The organism is Paenibacillus sp. FSL P2-0322 (genome assembly GCF_037975315.1).
Taxonomy (GTDB): domain Bacteria; phylum Bacillota; class Bacilli; order Paenibacillales; family Paenibacillaceae; genus Paenibacillus; species Paenibacillus polymyxa_B.
Map to the genome: position 1 here is coordinate 1,498,842 of NZ_CP150243.1, position 18,566 is coordinate 1,517,407.

Genomic DNA, 18,566 nt, shown 5'->3' on the forward strand with positions numbered 1-18,566 from the left:
TGTACGGTTAAAAAAGTCAAAGTTTTGCCGAAGGTCATTGTTAAAGGGATTAGAGGACCTCAAGGGTCTCAAGGACCGCAGGGACCCCAGGGAGTTCCTGAAAGTCGCAAGATAATTAGGCGGTTGAACGCCCAAAATGAAAGCGTTGACATGGATTTCAACCCGCTATATACTTAGCTTAATTAAATGAATAGCTCTAGGATTGTTACTGTTACGCAGGCAAAACCTAAGGAACAAAATGTTAAGATCTAAGGATCTTATGTATTTTGTTATACTTAGGTTTTTTTGTTTATAGAGAGAGGAAGGTTAAATACAAGTGGTTTCGGCACTCTGCTGAAGCCATTTTCTTCTATTTATATGTTCACATCTGAGAGGAGCGACAAACTTGGAATACAAATATGAGCTGGTCCAGGCAGACAATCATTTTCCGTTAAAAATTATAGTTCATTCCTCAAATGAACCAGCGTACATACCTGGGCATTGGCACGACAGCATCGAAATATCCTATGTGCTTTCAGGAAGAATCGACCATATCTACATCGATGGCGCGAGTTATAGCTCCAAAGAAGGAGATATTTTGCTCATTAATTCGAATGCCATTCATTCCTTTTCTGTAGCTAAGGGAAAAGGGAGAGAGGCTATAACGGTTCTGATTCCTTCTGAATTTATTAGAGCAAATGTTAACGGCAGTGACCCGATTTCATTTGACTGCGTATCCATTTTTGAAACTAACGAGCAGAGATTACTGCATTTTGCGGAGCTGCGTGATTTGTTAAACACCTTATTTGTGGCTTATCTCAACCGGCATAATGACCCTTTAGCGCATATCCATTTAACGTCATTATCTTATAAACTGGTGTATCTGTTATTAATGCATTTTAAAATGGATCATGAATCTATCCGTGGCTTTAACTCCGATAAATATTTGGAGCGGCTGACGTTGATAACCGATTATATCAAAAAGAATTACGATCAAAGCTTATCCTTGGATTCGATAGCTCAGGTTTTTGGGTTGTCTCCCGAATATTTGTCCCGGTTTTTTGTGAAGCATGTAGGGATGACCCTATTTCAATATATCAATGCCATCCGTCTGGAGAGATCTTTTCGAGCTCTCATGAATACGGATCATTCCATCATACAAATTGCGCTGGAGCACGGATTTCCGAACGAGAAGTCTTTTGCCAGGGTATTTAAAAAGGTTTATCAGGCAACACCGCATCAATATCGAAAAGAGAACAAGGGGTATTCTGGAGCAAGGAGTCAGTAATTGACCTGAATTAGGCTAATAAAAGACAGGATACAAATAAAAAAATCATTAAAATAAATAATGTAAGCGTTTTATTAATGGACCCGGGAGGTAAGACATCATGTTTAAACGGTTTCAAAAGGCTGCTAAAACAACTATGTTATTCACTTTAGCTATCGGTACGACCCTTGCTTTCAATTCCGGTGCATGGGCCAAGGATGTAAAGATACAGCCCACCTCGTACCGGACGGTTGCGGAGGTTAAGGATTGGGGAGCAACCATTACGAAGATCATTGTTAACCTGGGAAAGCCGGTACCTAAAGATGCGATCACCAAGGATACATTTAAGGTGCATGTAGAAAGAAGCGATAGCAGGCTGGTAAATCCTATTTTTGAGGAAGGCAACCGGAAAGTCACCAAGGCCTATGTATCGGACAAAAGTGGCAACCCTGTAAATAAAACCGGAAGCTACGTTGTATTGGAAATGGAGATCGGCCCGGCCTTAACACTAAGCTCCGCTATTCATTATGATGCGGCAGGCTCCGGGTTTAATGCATGGAATGATAACAAATACACGATCACGCAGCAAAAAGCTATTAAAACCAAATCAGGAACGATTTCCGGCTTGAAGATTGATACTTCCGCAGGAGAGATACGGAAGCTGGTTGATCAATATACAACTGGCAAAGCTACTTTTGACGGTGTTACTTTAACGTATGTGGACTACGCACCGGCACAAGACAAAGTGAAAAACCCTCTAGTGATCTGGCTGCACGGTATGGGTGAGGGAGGTACCGATCCGACGATTCCGATTTCCGGAAATAAAGCAGCGAATTTTGCTTCTAAGGATATCCAATCCTATTTTGGCGGGGCTTATGTGTTGGCACCTCAGACCCCAACCTACTGGATGGATGGCTTTACAGGCTTTGGGGACGGAACCTCCAAGTACGAGCAAGCATTGATGTCCTTAATTAAGGAGTACGTGGCCCAAAACAAAGACATTGATACAGATCGAATCTATATTGGCGGAGACTCCAACGGTGGTTACATGACTATGCTGATGATCCGTGATTATAAAGATTATTTTGCAGCAGCTGTGGTGGCCTGTGAAGCCTTAAAGGACAGCCTTATTACCGATGAACAAATAAACGAAATGAAGAACCTGCCGATCTGGTTTGTGGCTGCCAAAACCGACACCGTAGTACCGCCCAACGATTATGCGATTCCGACCTACAACCGTTTAGTGAATGCCGGAGCAAAGGATGTTCATATGTCGTTATTTGATAACGTAGTGGATACCTCTGGTTTGTACAAGAAGAGCGACCAAACACCGTATGAATACAACGGCCACTGGTCCTGGATTTACGTGTATAACAACGAAGTATCGAAGGTGATTGACGGAAAGAAAACAACCATGATGCAATGGCTGGCCTCCAAAACATTGGACTGAAAGGTATAGCTAGCAAATGAAAATAGCAATATGATGTAATAGGCTTCTTTAAAGTTCAATGAAAAACTATTGAAAAATAGATTATGCTTTTGGGAAGCCAGCTTTACCGTACATTCTCTGAGTCATTCGTTAACAACACGTTATCGCTCGGCATTATCAGTTCCTTATTGGGTTTTCGCAAAATCCTCATGTATAAAACTCCGTCAACAAATAATTGACGGAGTTTAATTGTTCTCTTTTACTTATTCACTTCAATCAGCCCGTCCGGTTTTTCCCGATTAGAGAGTAATTCGGATACCGTAACGAAGGTGTATCCTCTCTTCTTGAGCTCGGGTAGAATAATTTTCAAGGCTTCAACGGTTTGTGTACTTTGATGTACATAATCGTGCATAAGGACAATGTCACCGTTACGGGCGTTGCGAAGGACCTTATTAGCGATGCGATGCACACCAGGTTTTCGCCAATCTAAGGTGTCCTGATGCCAGGACCATAAAATAATTTTCAGCCCTTTCTCCTTGGAGAGCTTAACCAGCGAATCGGTATAGGAGCCGCCGGGTGGCCTAAAAAGATGGGTTCCCGTACCAGTTGCCTGAACGATGCTCGCCTGAGCTTGATCCAATTCGGACAGAGCTTTGTTTCGGGAAATGTACTGAAAGGATGAGTGAAGAAAGGTATGGTTGCCAACTTCATGCCCTTCTTCTCGTTCCCGTTTGACAAGGTGAGGCAGCTTTTCGACACGACTGCCGACGACAAAAAAGGTCGCTTTAGCATCATATTCTTTAAGCAAATCCAAAATGGCAGGCGTGTTGCTTTCGTCAGGTCCGTCATCGAATGTGAGAGCGATAAGCTTACGATGGGTAGGAACTTCCCATACAATGTCGCCCCGTTCTTCGTAATAGGCCCTTCCCTTTGTAGGAGCAGGGGAGGCGTATGATGTGGCTTGTGCATTGGTAGATGGAGTGGGGCAAGAGCTGATACACAGTAAAGAAACAGCGATTCCAGCGCACAGCAAACGGTTATATTTCATAAGGCTTCTTCTCCGTTCTAACGTATTCTCACATTAGCTTGCCAAGAAGAAGCATATACCATTCCTCGTTTCTGAAATTCATCCATTCCAATCACTTAAAATTAGATCTAATTGCTTCTTCAGCAAGGCGCAGATTACGGAGTTATGCTCAAAAAGAGTGATAGCTTGCTTGTTGATAACATCCTGTACCCATGATAAGTTGTACATATCCATCCTTGGTTTCAATGTGCAGTTGAGGTAGGTCATTGTCCAGTTCGTGAGAGTCTTAATCTAACGAAAAATGAAGAGGTCGACGGGACAAGCCGCAAAAGCTGATCTGAGGTCAAGGAGCTGCGACTCGTTTCTGAACTTCGAACAGGAGATGAGACGGGATGAAAACAAATGAAAAAGAGTTGCGAGCTATTAGTCTGACGTTAGAAGCGGGCGAACACATCCGATCATATATGGGGTGTACGTATGATTTGAAACAGAGCTCCCAGAAGATATCGCTTCATGGAATGCTGGCAGTGACGTCCGAACGAATCATCTTTTATTCCTGCACTATGGGTACTCCTTGGGTCAAGTTCATCAATTATCACCATATTTCACTGGCTAAGCTAGATAAGGATTTGTCGGATTCTAGGGGGAACATCACGCTGATCAATCAGGGTGTGAACGAGGTGTTCACCCACCTGCCGAGTGGAGATTGTATAGAGGGATTTGTAGCTGTACTAGAGCAAGAAGCAGGTATCTCTTGTGAGAACTAATGATTATGGAAAACAAATAACTAAAACCTCCAACTTCGTAATGTGCCAAGAAGGCTCCTTACAGAATTTGGAGGTTTTTTTGTCTTTTAATTAGAGAGAGATATGGATCGAGCGCTAACTCAACAGGGTTATAACCAATAAATTATATAATACCAGCGGCAGAATGACATTGTTGTAGGCATAGGAGCGATCAGGGGTTGTGGTGCCTGAGAAGGGTGAGTGATATTGCTGAGGGACTCTCAGATACAAATGATCCGCATCGATGTGCACAATCGTTCCTTCATATACTTGATGATCCATCGTTTGGACCCTGACCGTGTGATTCATGTAGGGGCTTAATTGATAATGCAAATGATCGCGGATATTTTTGAGTTCCGCCTGTAATTCCGGTCTAGCTTGATATAAAGTTTGCGGACTGACGGTGTTGTACGGCATTCGCCTCTAACCTCCATACCATGTAATGATGCATCGTATGCAGGAGTCTATGTCTTTGTGCTCATACCTATAGAGAGTTGCTTTTACAAAAAGAAAAAACATTAACATTTTACTCCAGCCCACTTGACGTTCCCTTTACATCGAAACGATACACTTACTGAGGTTGGTTTGAAAAGAAAGGGGCGATCCGTTTTGGGTGAGCTTAACAAATCTATGGGACTGGGGACGAGGAGTCAGCAACAGACTTCGTCTAAAGCCCGCATACGCACGGGTTCGCTAAAAATTCAAAGACTGCGCGAAAACGCGCTGGCGTATACCTTTTTGGCTCCATCGCTTATTTTGTTTGCTGTATTTATGTTTTATCCGATGATCAAGTCCGTTTATCTCAGCTTGCATTCTACAGATCCCGCAGGAAACGTTGCAGCTTATGTGGGGTTAGATAATTTCACTACACTTTTCAGCTCGGGACTGTTTCTGCAAGGGATTAAGGTGACACTCCTGTTTGCACTGCTAACAGTACCAGTAGGTATTTTATTGGCGCTGGTACTGGCTGCACTTACACACAGTAAATTACGGGGAATGCGTATCTTCCAGTTTGCCTTTTCCCTGCCGATGGTGTTGTCGGTCGGTTCATCTGCGGTCATTTGGAAATTTCTTTTTCATCCGACACTGGGGATGTTCAACTATGTGCTTTCCCTACTACATATCAATCCGGTTCCATGGCTGACCAGCCCGGATTGGGCGCTGTTCTCAGTAGCCATGATGACCATCTGGATGAATCTAGGCTTCAATTACATTATCTTATCAAGCGGACTTCAAGGGATTCCAGATGACATGTATGAAAGTGCCAAAATGGACGGAGCTGGCCCGCTCGTCACGTTCTGGCGTATCTCCATGCCACTGTTATCACCGACGATCTTTTTTGTAACAGTAGTTTCCATCATTGGAGCCTTCCAGTCTTTTGCTCAAATTAACATTTTGACCAAAGGCGGCCCGGTGAACAGTACGAATGTATTCGTGTATTCCATCTATCAGGAAGCTTTCGTTAATTTCCGGTTCGGAACGGGGAGCGCGCAGGCGATTGTCTTGTTTGCTGTCATTCTGCTGCTCACGATGATTCAGTTCAAATGGGTGGAAAGAAAGGTGCATTACCAATGAAAAGACACCTGAATTCAACATTGCTGTATGTGCTGCTTACGATTGCAGCTGCTCTCATTTTGTATCCGGTTATATATACGTTTTTTATGGCAGTCATGTCGCCGGAGGAAGCAAGCGCTTATCCACCAAGCTTTCTTCCACATTCTTTTCATTTGGCGAATTTCACTGAAGTGTTTGAAATTGTTCCGATTGCAGCCTTTATTGGAAATACATTTCTCATTTCGGGTCTGACCATGATTGGGCAGCTGATTACAGCTAGCTTGGCGGCCTACGCTTTTGCCAAAATGGAATTCAAGGGAAAAAACTTCATTTTCAGCATGTTTGTAGCGACGATGATGATCCCTTGGGAAGTGACCATTATTCCGAACTACCTGACGGTACGAAGCTGGAACTGGCTTGATACATATCAAGGATTGACGGTTCCTTTTCTGGCGACGGCATTCGGAACATTCCTGTTAAGGCAATTTTTTCTCCAGCTTCCCAAGGAACTGTTTGAGGCGGCTCGTATGGATGGGTGCGGGCATATCCGTTACTTTCTGTTCCATGTGCTTCCGTTATCGCGCCCTGCGCTCGGAACACTGGCTGTGTATTCGTTCCTGAATATGTACAATTCGTACCTCTGGCCTTTACTGATCACCAATAGCGAGAATATGCGCACGGTACAGATCGGAATATCCATGCTCGAATTTCAGGAATCGACTTCATGGAATTTGGTATTTGCGGGTACGGCCCTTGTCATTTTACCGTCTCTGCTCCTGCTGATCTTTGGACTAAAACAGTTGGTTCGTGGAATGGCAGCGGGCGCGCTTAAAGGCTGATCACATATGTCAAATGAAAAGCAACACCTGCGCAAGCAGCCCATATACAGAGCTTCAACACACAAGAATACGCAAGAGAATGCCAATTCAAGAATCATTTAATCAAAGGGAGAGAAGAGAGATTATGAGATTTTTTCGTCTGAAAAGTGCATTGACCCTGCTTATTCTGACTGCCATGGTGGTTGCAGCAGGTTGTAGCAATAATACTGCTGCAGAGAAGCCGAGTAATGGTAGTGATGGGGGAGCAGCGGCTTCTCCAGTGAAGCTGACTTGGTGGCATTCGATGTCCGGTAACGGTGAAAAAGCAATCAAGCAGATCGCTGCTGACTTTAACGCCAGTCATAAGGACATTCAGGTAGAGCCAGTATATCAAGGCAAATATGATGACAGCTTGAACAAGCTGAAAGCGTCGCTTGGTTCCAACAGCGGACCGGACATCATTCAGGTATACGAAATCGGTAGTAAATTTATGATCGACTCCAAAATGATCACACCTGTACAACAATTTATTGATGCAGATAAGTTCGATCTGTCGCAGCTAGAGCCGAATATTACACGATACTACACGATAGATGGTAAATTGAACGCCATGCCGTTCAATACGTCAAACCCGATTTTATATTACAACAAGGACGCATTCAAAGCCGCAGGACTTGATCCAGCTAATCCTCCGAAAACGTATGATGAGTTCGAAAAGGCTGCAAAAGCCTTGAGCAAGGATGGTAAATCCGGTGCTTCCATTGCCATCTACGGCTGGTTCATGGAGCAACTGTTTGCCAATCAGAACGCGGATTATGTGAATAATGGCAATGGTCGTGATCAAGCGGCAACGGAATCCATGCTGAATTCGGATGCCGGTGTAAAAACGCTGACGTGGTGGAAGAAAATGATCGATGAAAAGGTTGTATCCAATCTGGGACGTAACTCGGACGACACGGCAAAGGCTTTTTCCGCAGGACAAATTGCGATGACGCTGGATTCCACCGCTTCGCTGCGTAATATTGTGGAGCAGGTTGGCGATAAATTTGAAGTAGGCACAGGATTCCTGCCAAGAGCCAATGAAGCTAAAGAAGGCGGCGTGGTTGTAGGCGGCGCAAGCTTGTACATCATGAACAACAAGCCCGAAGCTCAGCAGAAGGCAGCATGGGAGTTCATTAAATTCGTCGCTTCCCCAGCTGTACAGGCACAATGGAGTGTAAATACCGGGTACTTCCCGATCACGAAAGCAGCCTATAACGAGAAGGTACTCAAAGATAATATGGTAAAATATCCGCAATTCCAGACGGCGGTTGACCAATTGCACGCATCGGCACAATCCACCGCTACACAGGGCGCGGTGATGGGCGTATTTCCAGAAGCGCGTCAAATCGTAGAAGGTGCAATTGAGGCCGTTCTGAGTGGCCAGCAACAGCCAAAACAGGCATTGGATCAAGCTGCACAAGAAATTACAGGCAAAATTGCTCAATACAATCAAACCGTAAAAAAATAGTCGGCCTTCCCTTAAAATCGGTTGATAATCTGTAGAATGGCCCCCTTATCATCCGATTTTATGACATAACGGATCGAATGAGTGACCCCCTCACTTATTCGATCCGTTTTTGCATTTTCATTTTTAGAATGAGTGTTTAGACGAAATGTCTAAAATGAATTATTTTCATTTTTCCTATTGCTGGATAACTAAAAATGGGCTTATAATAAATACATAATTTTTGTACTGGACGGTCAGTTCAAAAAAGGAGGAAGCATGAAACAGCAGACAAAGGAAATTATTTTTAACGGCGCACTCAAAGCTTTTTCCGAACGAGGCTTTAATGAAACAAATATGGAGGAGATTGCCAAGGTATGCGGCATAGCCAAGGGCACCCTGTATTACAATTTTAAAAACAAGCAAGATTTGTACATTTACATTTTGAAGATGGGGATGGAGCGTTTTGTCCGGGATATCCATGAAGCAATGGCTCATACTCCTAAAGATCAGGTGGAGCTTAGGGTTCGTAAGCTGATCCAAGTACATATTGAGTTTATTGTGAGAGAGCCGGACTTTTGCCGTCTATTGGTCAGTAAGGGCTGGGTTTCACAAGAGCAGCATTTTAATATTAGGCAGGTGCTGGCTGATTATTTTGATTTTATGGAGGCAGAGATCGATTCCGGTAAGTTATATGGGAAAATTTCAAGTAAGCTGGATGCCAAAACAACAGCCAATTGCTTATTTGGGATTTATATTTTTGCTCCAATGCGGTCTATGGTTTGGGGCGAAACGATGAATCTGCAAGAGGTTCGAGAAAGTATTGAAGTATTTGTGTGTAATGCATTGGGCATGCAACATTAATAGACAGATGGAGTGATGAGAACATGAAAGCTAAAAAATATACGATTTACGTCGTACTTATTATTTTAATCGCGGTTGGAATATATGCCTTGACTGCTTTTCCACGGGGTGGAAGCAGCTTGTCTGCGGATCAGTCTTCTTCCATTCCTACGGCTTATGTGGAGTCGGATACCCTCAATGCCAGCTTTAAAATGGCAGGACGGATTGACCAGATGCTCGTCAAAGAAGGCGATCAGGTTAAAAAGGGGCAGGTGTTAGCCCATCTGGAAAGTCGCGAGTTGGAAGATAAGGTGAAGCAGGCACAGGCGGCATTGCTGGCAGCCAAGAGTAATGTATCCAAAGCAAAAGCTGGAGTGTTGCAGGCTCAAGCAGGAGTAGGCCAGGCACAGGCCACTGTGAGTGCTGCTCAGGCCAAGAAAAGCCAAGGTACGACATCGGTCAGTGTGACCGCAGAGGCTTCCTCCAGCCAGATTGAACAGGCCAAAGCGGCTGCGAACGCCGCCAAGGCAAAACTGGATGCCCTCAAGAGCGGGGCAAGACCGCAGGAGCTTGAGCAATTGCAAGTATCTGTGAAGATATCCAAGGAAACGCTGGACCTGACCGTTAAAAATTTGGAGCGTGCCAAAAAGCTTCAAGAAGCCGGAGCAGCAACCCAGGCATCTTTGGATCAAGCGACATTGGAACATCAACAGGCAGTGGCCAAATATAATGCAGAGTCGCAAAAATTGGATATGGCACGGGAGGGAAGCCGCAAGGAGGAAATTACGGCGGCTGAAGCTCAATACCGTCAAGCCTTGGCTGCGGTGAAGGAAGCACAGGCAGGAGCGGGCAAAGTTGCTGTGCAACAGGAAGATGTCAAAGCTGCTCAGGCTTCGGTAGAGCAAGCGCAATCCGCTGTGAAGGCGGCGCAATCCACAGTTGAGCAGGCTCAATCTGCGGTTGCAGGTGCCAATGCTCAGGTAGCCCAAGCGGAAGCCGCGCTTCAAGAGGCTCAGACCTATTTGAGCTACACTACGCTATATGCGTCAGAAGATGGAATCATAAAATCCAAGTCGCTTAGCTTAGGTGAAATGGCTAGCGCAGGATTCCCGGTCTATACCATTGAAACTTCGACACAACGTTGGGCTAAATTCTATGTACCTGAAACGTCTCTGAACGGTCTTCAAGCAGGGGATACAGTCCAAATTAAATTGCTGTCTGGCGGTAAGGAGCTGAAGGGTAAAGTCATTCTGTTAGAATCGGCTGCGGACTTTGCCATTCAAAAACCGAGCCAAAGCTCCGGTGACAAGGATGTCCGTTCCTTCGGTGTTAAAGTAGCATTGCCAGACCTTGCTGCTTCGGTTCCAACAGGCTCCACGGTTCTGTTTACAGGCAAAGGGGCGCAGTAATATGCAGGATTCACAGGAAAGACTTCGTATCCGCGATGTGTTTCGCGAGGAATGGCTGAGCATCTTCCGGGACCGCCGCTTTATGGCTATTCTGCTGATTACGCCGATTGTGTATACGATACTATTCGGCTTCCTGTATTCACATCAGCGGATTACCGAGATGCCTGTCACAGTGTACGACGGAGATAATTCGCAGCTCAGTCGCCAGATCATTCAGGCGTTTGATTCGACCGATTCATTTGCCGTTACACGGCAAGCGACCAATCAGGAAGATGTTGTCCGTCAGGTAGAGACCGGGGAAGCTAAGGTCGGAATCGTCATTCCCGACAACTTTACGACTCGGCTTAAGCATGGGGAAAATCCACCCGTGCTCACGCTGATTGACGGCAGTAATATGATGTATTCCAACAGCGCCAGTCGGATTGCGAATCAGGTTATTAGCAGCGTGAGTGCCGGAGTATCGGTCAATTCCATGAAGCAAAAGGGAATGAACTCCGATCAGGCTGCCGCGACGCTGACTACGATCCCGTTCCGGTCCAGAGTGTTGTTTAACCCGGTATATGATTATAAGCTTTTCATGCCACTAGGGGTTATTTCTGCGGCTCTCCAGCAGTGTTTGCTGCTTGGTATTGCGTTGTCTTGCACGCGTGATAAGGAAGCAGGCACTTGGGGGAGATTTGGTGCATGGAGAAATACCCCTTGGCGTATGGCTATTGCCAAACTGGCACCGTATTATGCAGCGGGAGCTTTCAATGTGCTGACTGTATTCAGTATCAGCGCTTTATGCTTCGATATTCCGTTTAGGGGACAGGTATTACCGTTGATTTTAGTGTCGCTGGCCTTTAACTTTGCACTGTGCGGGTTAGGATTCCTATTCAGTCTCTTTTCCAAGACTAGAGTGGATGCGACCCAAACCCTGATGTTGATTGCTGTTCCTTCCTTTATGCTATCAGGCTATACGTGGCCATTAGAGGCAATGCCCGGCTTCTTGCGGGGGCTTGCTGAAATATTGCCACTGACGTATTACCTGGATGCTGTACGGAATATCACGCTCAAAGGACTGGATATCACATACATCTTCAAAGATATGATTGCCTTGGGCGTCATTGGTTGTGTGAGTCTGCTGGTGTCCTTCGCGATCTATCCGTTATTCTTTAGACAGCACCAGACGACAGGGCAGCATGCCGATGTGCCCGCTCAAGAAGGATTCACGCTAAAAGGCTGAGAGCAACTTTAAATATGGATATCATAAAAAGGCAGATCAGGATTAAATCCTGATCTGCCTTTCGCTTATTCGTATGGTTTAAAAGTGGAAAAAATATTATTGCGGCGGCTTAAGATCCTCGATAGAATCAATCGGCACATAGGATGGAACGACAAGCCCGGACATAACGCCAGTCATGCTGGTTCCGATGTCATCCACCTTATCCTTGTATTGAGCCCAATAATCAGCATGCGTCAATGGAAGCCAAGCGGCAGCAGTAGCATCTACACTTCCGCCGGCCACGCCAGTCCACATTGGGCCGATTTCCACTTGCAGGGCTGTTACTTTATAGCCCAATTTTTGTTCCAATACATATTTCAATACGTTCGTACTGGCAATTTCAGAATCCCAAGCAGCGTAGCTCAGCTTCAAAGGATCACCGTTGACGGGCTGTAGGCCCTTGATCCATTCCTGAACCTTGTCAGGATGTTTATCAGCCCAGTTCTTGGCAGCCTGTTGTGGGGCAGTACCGTCCTGAATCGCGATCATCACTTCACCCATATCTTCAGCAGTCCACTTAAATCTGCTTAGAAATTCATAAGCCACTGGAGCATCCTGCTTCAAGCCTTTGCGGGCGATGGTATGAATTTCTTCCTTATCACCGTACGCTTTTTTAGGATCTTTCAAGTATTTTAAATCATATTTATTAAACATCCAGTGAGGAGTCCAACCTGTTACGACGATAGGCTGCTTGGCTTTGATAGCTTTATCCAGTGTAGCGGTCATAGCAGCCCCAGAGCTTTCAAGCAGCTTCCAGTCGGATAAGCCATAGTCATTCATAGCTTTAGCGGTCAGCTTCATTAGTCCGGCTCCAGGGTCGGTACCGACAATGCGGTAGCCGACCTCTTTGCCAAAGTCCCCAGTTGTGGCGGAAGCCGGAGCCGCTTCGGCTCCGTTATCCTGCAAATCAGTAATCGATTTAACATCCATGTAAGCTGGAACGACCAATCCGGTTTTAACACCACTCATATTAGCCCCAAGATCGTCGAGCTTATCCTTGTATTTAGCCCAGTAATCCGCATGGGTTAACGGCAGCCATGCCGCAGGTGAAGCATCTACATCACCACTAGCGACACCCGTCCACATAGGACCTGCTTCCACTTGCAGTGCGGTTACTTTATAACCTAGTTTGTTTTCCAAAATATATTTCAGCAAATTCGTGCTGGCAATTTCAGAATCCCAAGCCACATAACTTAGCTTGAAGGTGTCACCTTTGACAGGTTGCAGTCCTTGAGTCCATTCCTGAACCTTGTCGGCATGTTTCTCCGCCCAATCCTTGGCAGCTTGCTCAGGACTGGTTCCGGCTTGAATGGCGACCATCATTTCACCCATATCTTCTGGTGTCCATTTGAAACGTTTCAGAAACTCATAAGCGATAGGAGCATCCTGTTGCAATCCTTTACGGGCAATCGTATGAATACCCTCGGCTTCACCATAAGACTTCTTAGGGTCTTCCAAATATTTGAGATCATACTTGTTGAACATCCAGTGTGGAGTCCAACCTGTAATAATGATCGGTTTTTTCGCTTTAATGGCTTTGTCCAGTGTGGCCGTCATGGCTGCACCGGAACCTTCAACGAGCTTCCAATCAGACAAATTGTAGTCTTGAATTGCTTTGGCAGTCGATTTCATAATGCCTGCCCCGGCATCAATACCGATAATTTTGTAACCGACTTCTTCGCCAACCGGGTTGGCAGCAGCGTTACCTTTGCCAGATGCGGAATGATCCGTACCAACAAAATATTGAGATGCACCAGCGATCAAAATGACAGCTGTAACTGCAGAAGTAATCCATACTTTTTGCTTGCTGGATACGCGGCTTTTGCCTTTTTGCGTAGGTTTAAACAGGTTTTGCGTAAAACGGTCAAGCACAATAGCCAGAACGACAACAGCTAGGCCGGCTTCAAAACCTTTACCGATTTGCAGCTGTGTCACAGCACGGTACACAACAGCACCGATGCCTTCTGCACCGATCATGGAAGCAATAACAACCATGGACAGTGACAGCATGATCGTCTGGTTAATACCAGCCATTAAGGTAGGCAAAGCCAGTGGAAGCTGAACTTTGAACAGCTTTTGCGCAGATGTTGAACCGAAAGCGTCTGATGCTTCGATCAGCTCACCCGATACTTGCATAATCCCCAAGTTGGTCATACGAATGGTTGGGGGGATAGCAAAGATAACAGAAGCGATAACACCTGGTACAACACCTAGGCTGAAAAAGGTAACCGCTGGGAGCAAGTACACGAACGCAGGCATCGTCTGCATAAAATCAAGTAAAGGCGTGATAATGCGTGATGCGGATTTACTGTATGCACACCAGATCCCGATGGGAATCCCGATAACAATGGATACGAGCGCAGACGTGATGACCAGTCCCAGCGTATTCATTGTTTCACTCCAATAGCCGAGATTATCAATTAGCAGGAAGCCGATGACAGTAAACAGCGTAAGCTGAACCCGCCCGATCATAAAGGCGATAATCCCGATAATCACGATGAACACCAGAGGGTGCGGAAGCATGAACAGGCCTGAGAAAAAGCCTACTACAGCTTCTATAATGGAAGAAATAACATTAAACAATCCAGCCAGATGAATACCCATCCAGTCGACAATGGATTGAATCCACTCAGCGATTGGCAGTTTCGGTATCATGGGCATTCACCTCCTTCATAGTGGTAACATCTCCACCAAGTGCGCCGAGCAATGCTCCACGGACGATAACGCCCAGTAGCTTCTGCTTATCATCGACTACAGCCAGCGGTACCTTGGACGAGCTTGTAATTTCAAACAAATCATTAATGACAGTCTCGGCAGGAACCTGCGGTCCGTCAGTGATCAAAATATCTTCAATCTTCAAATTGTTGCGCAGTGCATGAACAGCATCCTCGGCGTTAATAACACCCAGTAGCTTTTTGGTGCGGTCAATGACGAACAAATTGGAAATCCCACGCTCCCGCATCAATTCCAGAGCCACACGCGGACCACGATCCATGGTAATGGTTTCTGGACGAAGCATGACATGAGCAGCCGTCAATACCTTGGACAGATCCACATCCTCGACGAAGCGGGCTACATAAGAGTTAGCCGGTTGGATCATAATTTCTTCCGGTGTACCGATTTGTACGACCGCACCGTCTCGCATCAATGCAATCCGGTCACCAATCCGCAACGCTTCATCCAGATCATGGGTGATAAACACAATTGTTTTCTTCATTTTATCTTGAAGCTCCAACAGCTCATCCTGCATGTCACGGCGAATAAGAGGGTCCAACGCACTGAACGCTTCATCCATCAGAAGTACTTCAGGGTCATTAGCCAGCGCCCGTGCCAGACCGACACGCTGCTGCATACCGCCACTCAATTCATCGGGCATTTTATCGCCCCAGTTTTTAAGACCAACCAGTTCCAGCGCTTGTTGCGCCTTTTCCTGACGCTGTGCTTTTTCTACCTTTTGAATTTCAAGACCATATTCTACATTCTCTAATACAGTCCGATGTGGGAACAGGGCGAATTTTTGAAAAACCATGCTGATGGTTTTACGACGAACTTCGCGAAGTTGTTCTTTGTTCATCTTACGGAGATCTTTGCCGTGGACCAGAATTTCACCGGAGGTAGGCTCAATCAAGCGATTTAGCATTCGCACCAAAGTGGACTTGCCACTGCCCGATAGACCCATAATTACGAAAATTTCACCTTGCTTAATTTCCATGTTGGCCTTATTGACACCAACAGTAATCTGTTTTTCTTTGGCCAACTTTTCCTTGCCCCAGCCTTGCTCCAGGAGCGGAACACCTTGCTCTGCGTGAGGACCAAAGAGTTTGCTGACATTTTTGACTTCCAAAATCGTCATACATACACCTCTTCTTTCTATACTTTGCTTGGTATTAACCCCATGTTGCATTAAGGATTGAGTATAAAAATCATAATTCTGAACATCCTGAACGGTTAATGACAAAATTAATTGTAACAGAAGCATTGCTTACATTTCAAACAAAAAAACTGTTCATAAAGTACGTACAGAAAAAACTGTACAAAGTTTCCTTTGATATGCTCCTTCGTTCTATAGAATGCTCAAACATTCGGAACTTTACAACCGATAGTGCTTTTTTTAAAATAGACAATGAAATATAACCATAAGAAAAAGATTTATGTATATCCATAATTTTAAAAGTTTACTATCATTAGCAATTTTGCGAATTATGATTTTGAACGATCCATGCTGTTGTAATATAGACAGAAGCTTTGTTTTTGAAACATTTCATTTATATTGAAAGATTTCATACATTGCGTCAAAGCTAATCTTTTACGGGTAAATCGTTCATACTAGGTTGTGCAAAATGCTCTAAAATTAGGAGGTTGCAAGCATGAGCTTGTACCAGTTAGGTGATGAGCAGCAGGCTTCGCTGCAAAAAATTCGCAAACGTGTTATAGAAGCTATAGGTAAAAACATGGACCTGTATGGGATCACTTTGTCTGCGGGGCATTTATACGGTTTGCTTTTTTTTGCGGATAAACCGATGACGCTGGACGAGATGGGCCGTGAAATGGAAATGAGCAAAACGAGCATGAGTACAGGAGTTCGAACATTATTGGATCTGAAAATGGTAAATAAGGTATGGAGCAAGGGCTCACGCAAGGACTTGTATGAAGTCGAATATGACTGGCATCAAACCTTCACTGATTTCTTCGCTATTAAATGGAGAAAAGCGGTAGAAACAAATTTACTGGTGTTGCGCAAAGCCATTGATGAGCTGGACAGATTGATGAATCAGGGGGAAGAGTACGAGGAATTTAAGGCGATTCTTCAGCAAGATCGTATGAAAATGAAGCAGGCCGTCGCTTATTACAAGTGGCTAGACCGACTAATTGACTCTATGGAAAGCGAAGAAATTTACAAGCTGATTCCCAAAGAAGAAGTTCGGGATTAATCGCTATTTCTCTATCTTGTTTATAAAAATGCCGGAGCGCAAAAGTGCTTCCGGTATTTTTTGGTTTGGCCGTGTGCAAAGGGTATAATAGAGATATGTAAAGATTGATATTATACCGTTGTGTTGAACATACGAAATAAAGGAGGCTTCATGATGGAGAGTATTACAGTACATACTCGTTTAGGTCAATTACGTGGGGAAACGGGGAATGGATATCATGTATGGAAAGGTATCCCATATGCACAGCCTCCTATTGGAAAACTACGTTTTCACGCACCCCAGCCTTTGGAGTCTTGGGAGGGTGTACGGGCTGCGACGAGTTTTGGGCCAATCTGTCCGCAACCTATGCCATCCGCTGAAAGCATGACTGGAAATCTGGTGGAACCGCCTGAGCAGTCAGAGAATTGCTTATACCTGAACATTTGGACACCTGCTTCGAAGGCTCCTGAGAAGGGACGTCCGGTGATGGTGTGGATTCATGGCGGTGCCTTTGTCACGGGGTCCGGGATTATACCTTTATATGACGGGGAACGCATGGCGAAGAATGGCGATGTTGTGGTTGTTACGATCAATTATCGATTGGGGCCGTTAGGATTTTTGCATCTGACTCCAAAGGGAGATGGCCTGACCTCTAATGCGGGACTGCTGGATCAGATCGCTGCGCTGGAATGGGTTAGGGATCACATCTCTGCCTTTGGCGGTAACCCGGATGAAGTAACGGTGTTCGGTGAATCGGCAGGGGCGATGAGTATTGCCGCTTTATTGGCGATGCCAGCAGCTGAGGGACTGTTCCAGCGTGCGATTTTGCAGAGTGGTGCGTCGCAGGTATTGTCAACTTCACAGGCTGAACAAGTGACGGCTGTGTATCTGCAGCAGCTGGGTGTGGACACTCAGCATCCAGAACGGTTGTTTACGCTGCCGACAGATGCGCTGATGCTAGCTATGGCGAAGACGCATGAAGTCATCGGACCAGGGATGGCGATGATCTATCAACCTGTCGTGGACGGTGTGACCTTGCCAGATGTACCGCTGTCTGCAATCGCGCAAGGTTCAGCAAAGCAGGTATCCGTTTTGATTGGAACGAACTTGCATGAGGGGGCCTATTTCATCCGAAAAGAATCCCATCTAATGAACAAGTCAACAGCGAGTCAGGCATTGGAGATGATGACGGGCATGTCAGACATCGGCGACCTGATAGAACCATTTCCGGTTACGATTGAGGGACAGGCGCAAATGTTGACTGATCTATTTTTTTGGCGTCCTGCGTTGGCTCTTGCTGTTGCGCAGTCGGCGCATACGCCTGTATGGATGTATCGTTTTGATTGGACATTGCCGGGGCATCCTACCTTTGGACAAGCGGTTCACGGTGCCGAAATTGCGTTTGTTTTCGATAATCTGGAGCTGCTAGGTAAGCTTGGATTAGAGATTCAACCGTCGATGCAGAAGCTGGCTCAAGCTATGCAGCAGGCATGGGTTGCTTTTGCACGTGATGGGAAGCCTGTGCTGTCGGAGGGGGCTTGGCCAATGTACGACAGGGAAGAGCGGACTACAGCTATTTTCCATCAGGATATTAAGGTAGAGCACGACCCCGAAGGAGATAGACGCCGTCAGTTAATCGGTCAGATGACCATATAAGTAGACAAGAGAGAGCATCCTAAGAACTCTAATGTAAAAAGCCTTCGCCCGTAATTTGTATACGGACGAAGGCTTTTGTTAGTCATAAGATGTATTGCTGTTCATTCTTACTTGCATGAAATTGCAACGCTGCAATGTG

At 45.4% G+C, this 18,566-nt stretch carries 15 protein-coding genes; 11 read left to right on the top strand and 4 right to left on the bottom strand.

From position 1 onward, the window contains the following. The first annotated feature begins 385 nt into the window (after positions 1-385). Entirely contained in the window at positions 386-1,267 is an 882-nt protein-coding gene (locus MKY24_RS06595) for an AraC family transcriptional regulator (protein ID WP_053324884.1), read from the top strand. A 100-nt stretch (positions 1,268-1,367) separates the two neighbouring features. Next, positions 1,368-2,696: a prolyl oligopeptidase family serine peptidase gene (locus MKY24_RS06600; protein WP_339201635.1), complete on the top strand. Its 1,329-nt coding sequence runs from the start codon at positions 1,368-1,370 to the stop codon at positions 2,694-2,696. Positions 2,697-2,934: 238 nt separating this feature from the next. On the opposite strand, the gene MKY24_RS06605 is transcribed toward MKY24_RS06600, so the two are convergent. Further along, a complete protein-coding gene (locus tag MKY24_RS06605; protein ID WP_023987570.1) occupies positions 2,935-3,723 on the bottom strand; it encodes a polysaccharide deacetylase family protein in 789 nt (262 codons plus the stop codon). 371 nt (positions 3,724-4,094) lie between these two features. Between MKY24_RS06605 and MKY24_RS06610 the strand changes: the two genes are divergently transcribed. Beyond that, on the top strand, positions 4,095-4,469 hold the full coding sequence (locus tag MKY24_RS06610; protein WP_023987571.1) for a PH domain-containing protein: 375 nt from the start codon (positions 4,095-4,097) through the stop codon (positions 4,467-4,469). Positions 4,470-4,583: 114 nt separating this feature from the next. On the opposite strand, the gene MKY24_RS06615 is transcribed toward MKY24_RS06610, so the two are convergent. Next, a complete protein-coding gene (locus MKY24_RS06615) occupies positions 4,584-4,904 on the bottom strand; it encodes a hypothetical protein (RefSeq protein ID WP_023987572.1) in 321 nt (106 codons plus the stop codon). Positions 4,905-5,096: 192 nt separating this feature from the next. Here MKY24_RS06615 and MKY24_RS06620 point away from each other — a divergent pair, with 192 nt between their 5' ends. The 6 genes from MKY24_RS06620 (at position 5,097) to MKY24_RS06645 (ending at position 11,822) form a co-directional block, all read left to right on the top strand. Beyond that, positions 5,097-6,062, top strand: coding sequence for a sugar ABC transporter permease (locus tag MKY24_RS06620; protein WP_023987573.1), 966 nt, complete (start codon positions 5,097-5,099; stop codon positions 6,060-6,062). After that, positions 6,059-6,880 (top strand): carbohydrate ABC transporter permease, encoded by an 822-nt coding sequence (locus MKY24_RS06625; protein ID WP_023987574.1) that lies wholly within the window; start codon positions 6,059-6,061, stop codon positions 6,878-6,880. Before MKY24_RS06620 ends, MKY24_RS06625 begins: the two co-directional genes overlap by 4 nt. A 124-nt stretch (positions 6,881-7,004) precedes the next feature. Continuing rightward, a complete protein-coding gene (locus MKY24_RS06630) occupies positions 7,005-8,369 on the top strand; it encodes an ABC transporter substrate-binding protein (protein WP_028543064.1) in 1,365 nt (454 codons plus the stop codon). 255 nt (positions 8,370-8,624) lie between these two features. Next, a complete protein-coding gene (locus MKY24_RS06635) occupies positions 8,625-9,209 on the top strand; it encodes a TetR/AcrR family transcriptional regulator (protein ID WP_023987576.1) in 585 nt (194 codons plus the stop codon). 23 nt (positions 9,210-9,232) lie between these two features. Further along, entirely contained in the window at positions 9,233-10,597 is a 1,365-nt protein-coding gene (locus tag MKY24_RS06640) for an efflux RND transporter periplasmic adaptor subunit (RefSeq protein ID WP_279831817.1), read from the top strand. Between the two features lies 1 nt (position 10,598). Beyond that, positions 10,599-11,822 (top strand): ABC transporter permease, encoded by a 1,224-nt coding sequence (locus tag MKY24_RS06645; protein ID WP_023987578.1) that lies wholly within the window; start codon positions 10,599-10,601, stop codon positions 11,820-11,822. A 96-nt stretch (positions 11,823-11,918) separates the two neighbouring features. Here the strand turns inward: MKY24_RS06645 and MKY24_RS06650 are convergent, their stop codons facing one another. After that, a complete protein-coding gene (locus tag MKY24_RS06650; RefSeq protein WP_339201636.1) occupies positions 11,919-14,516 on the bottom strand; it encodes a glycine betaine ABC transporter substrate-binding protein in 2,598 nt (865 codons plus the stop codon). After that, positions 14,491-15,714: a glycine betaine/L-proline ABC transporter ATP-binding protein gene (locus tag MKY24_RS06655; protein ID WP_028543061.1), complete on the bottom strand. Its 1,224-nt coding sequence runs from the start codon at positions 15,712-15,714 to the stop codon at positions 14,491-14,493. Before MKY24_RS06655 ends, MKY24_RS06650 begins: the two co-directional genes overlap by 26 nt. Before the next feature lie 514 nt (positions 15,715-16,228). Here MKY24_RS06655 and MKY24_RS06660 point away from each other — a divergent pair. Further along, positions 16,229-16,792, top strand: coding sequence for a transcriptional regulator (locus MKY24_RS06660; RefSeq protein WP_028543060.1), 564 nt, complete (start codon positions 16,229-16,231; stop codon positions 16,790-16,792). A gap of 153 nt (positions 16,793-16,945) precedes the next feature. Next, the gene (locus MKY24_RS06665) at positions 16,946-18,427 is read left to right on the top strand and encodes a carboxylesterase/lipase family protein (RefSeq protein WP_068939842.1); all 1,482 of its coding nucleotides are present in this window, start codon (positions 16,946-16,948) and stop codon (positions 18,425-18,427) included. The last annotated feature ends 139 nt before the right edge of the window (positions 18,428-18,566 follow it).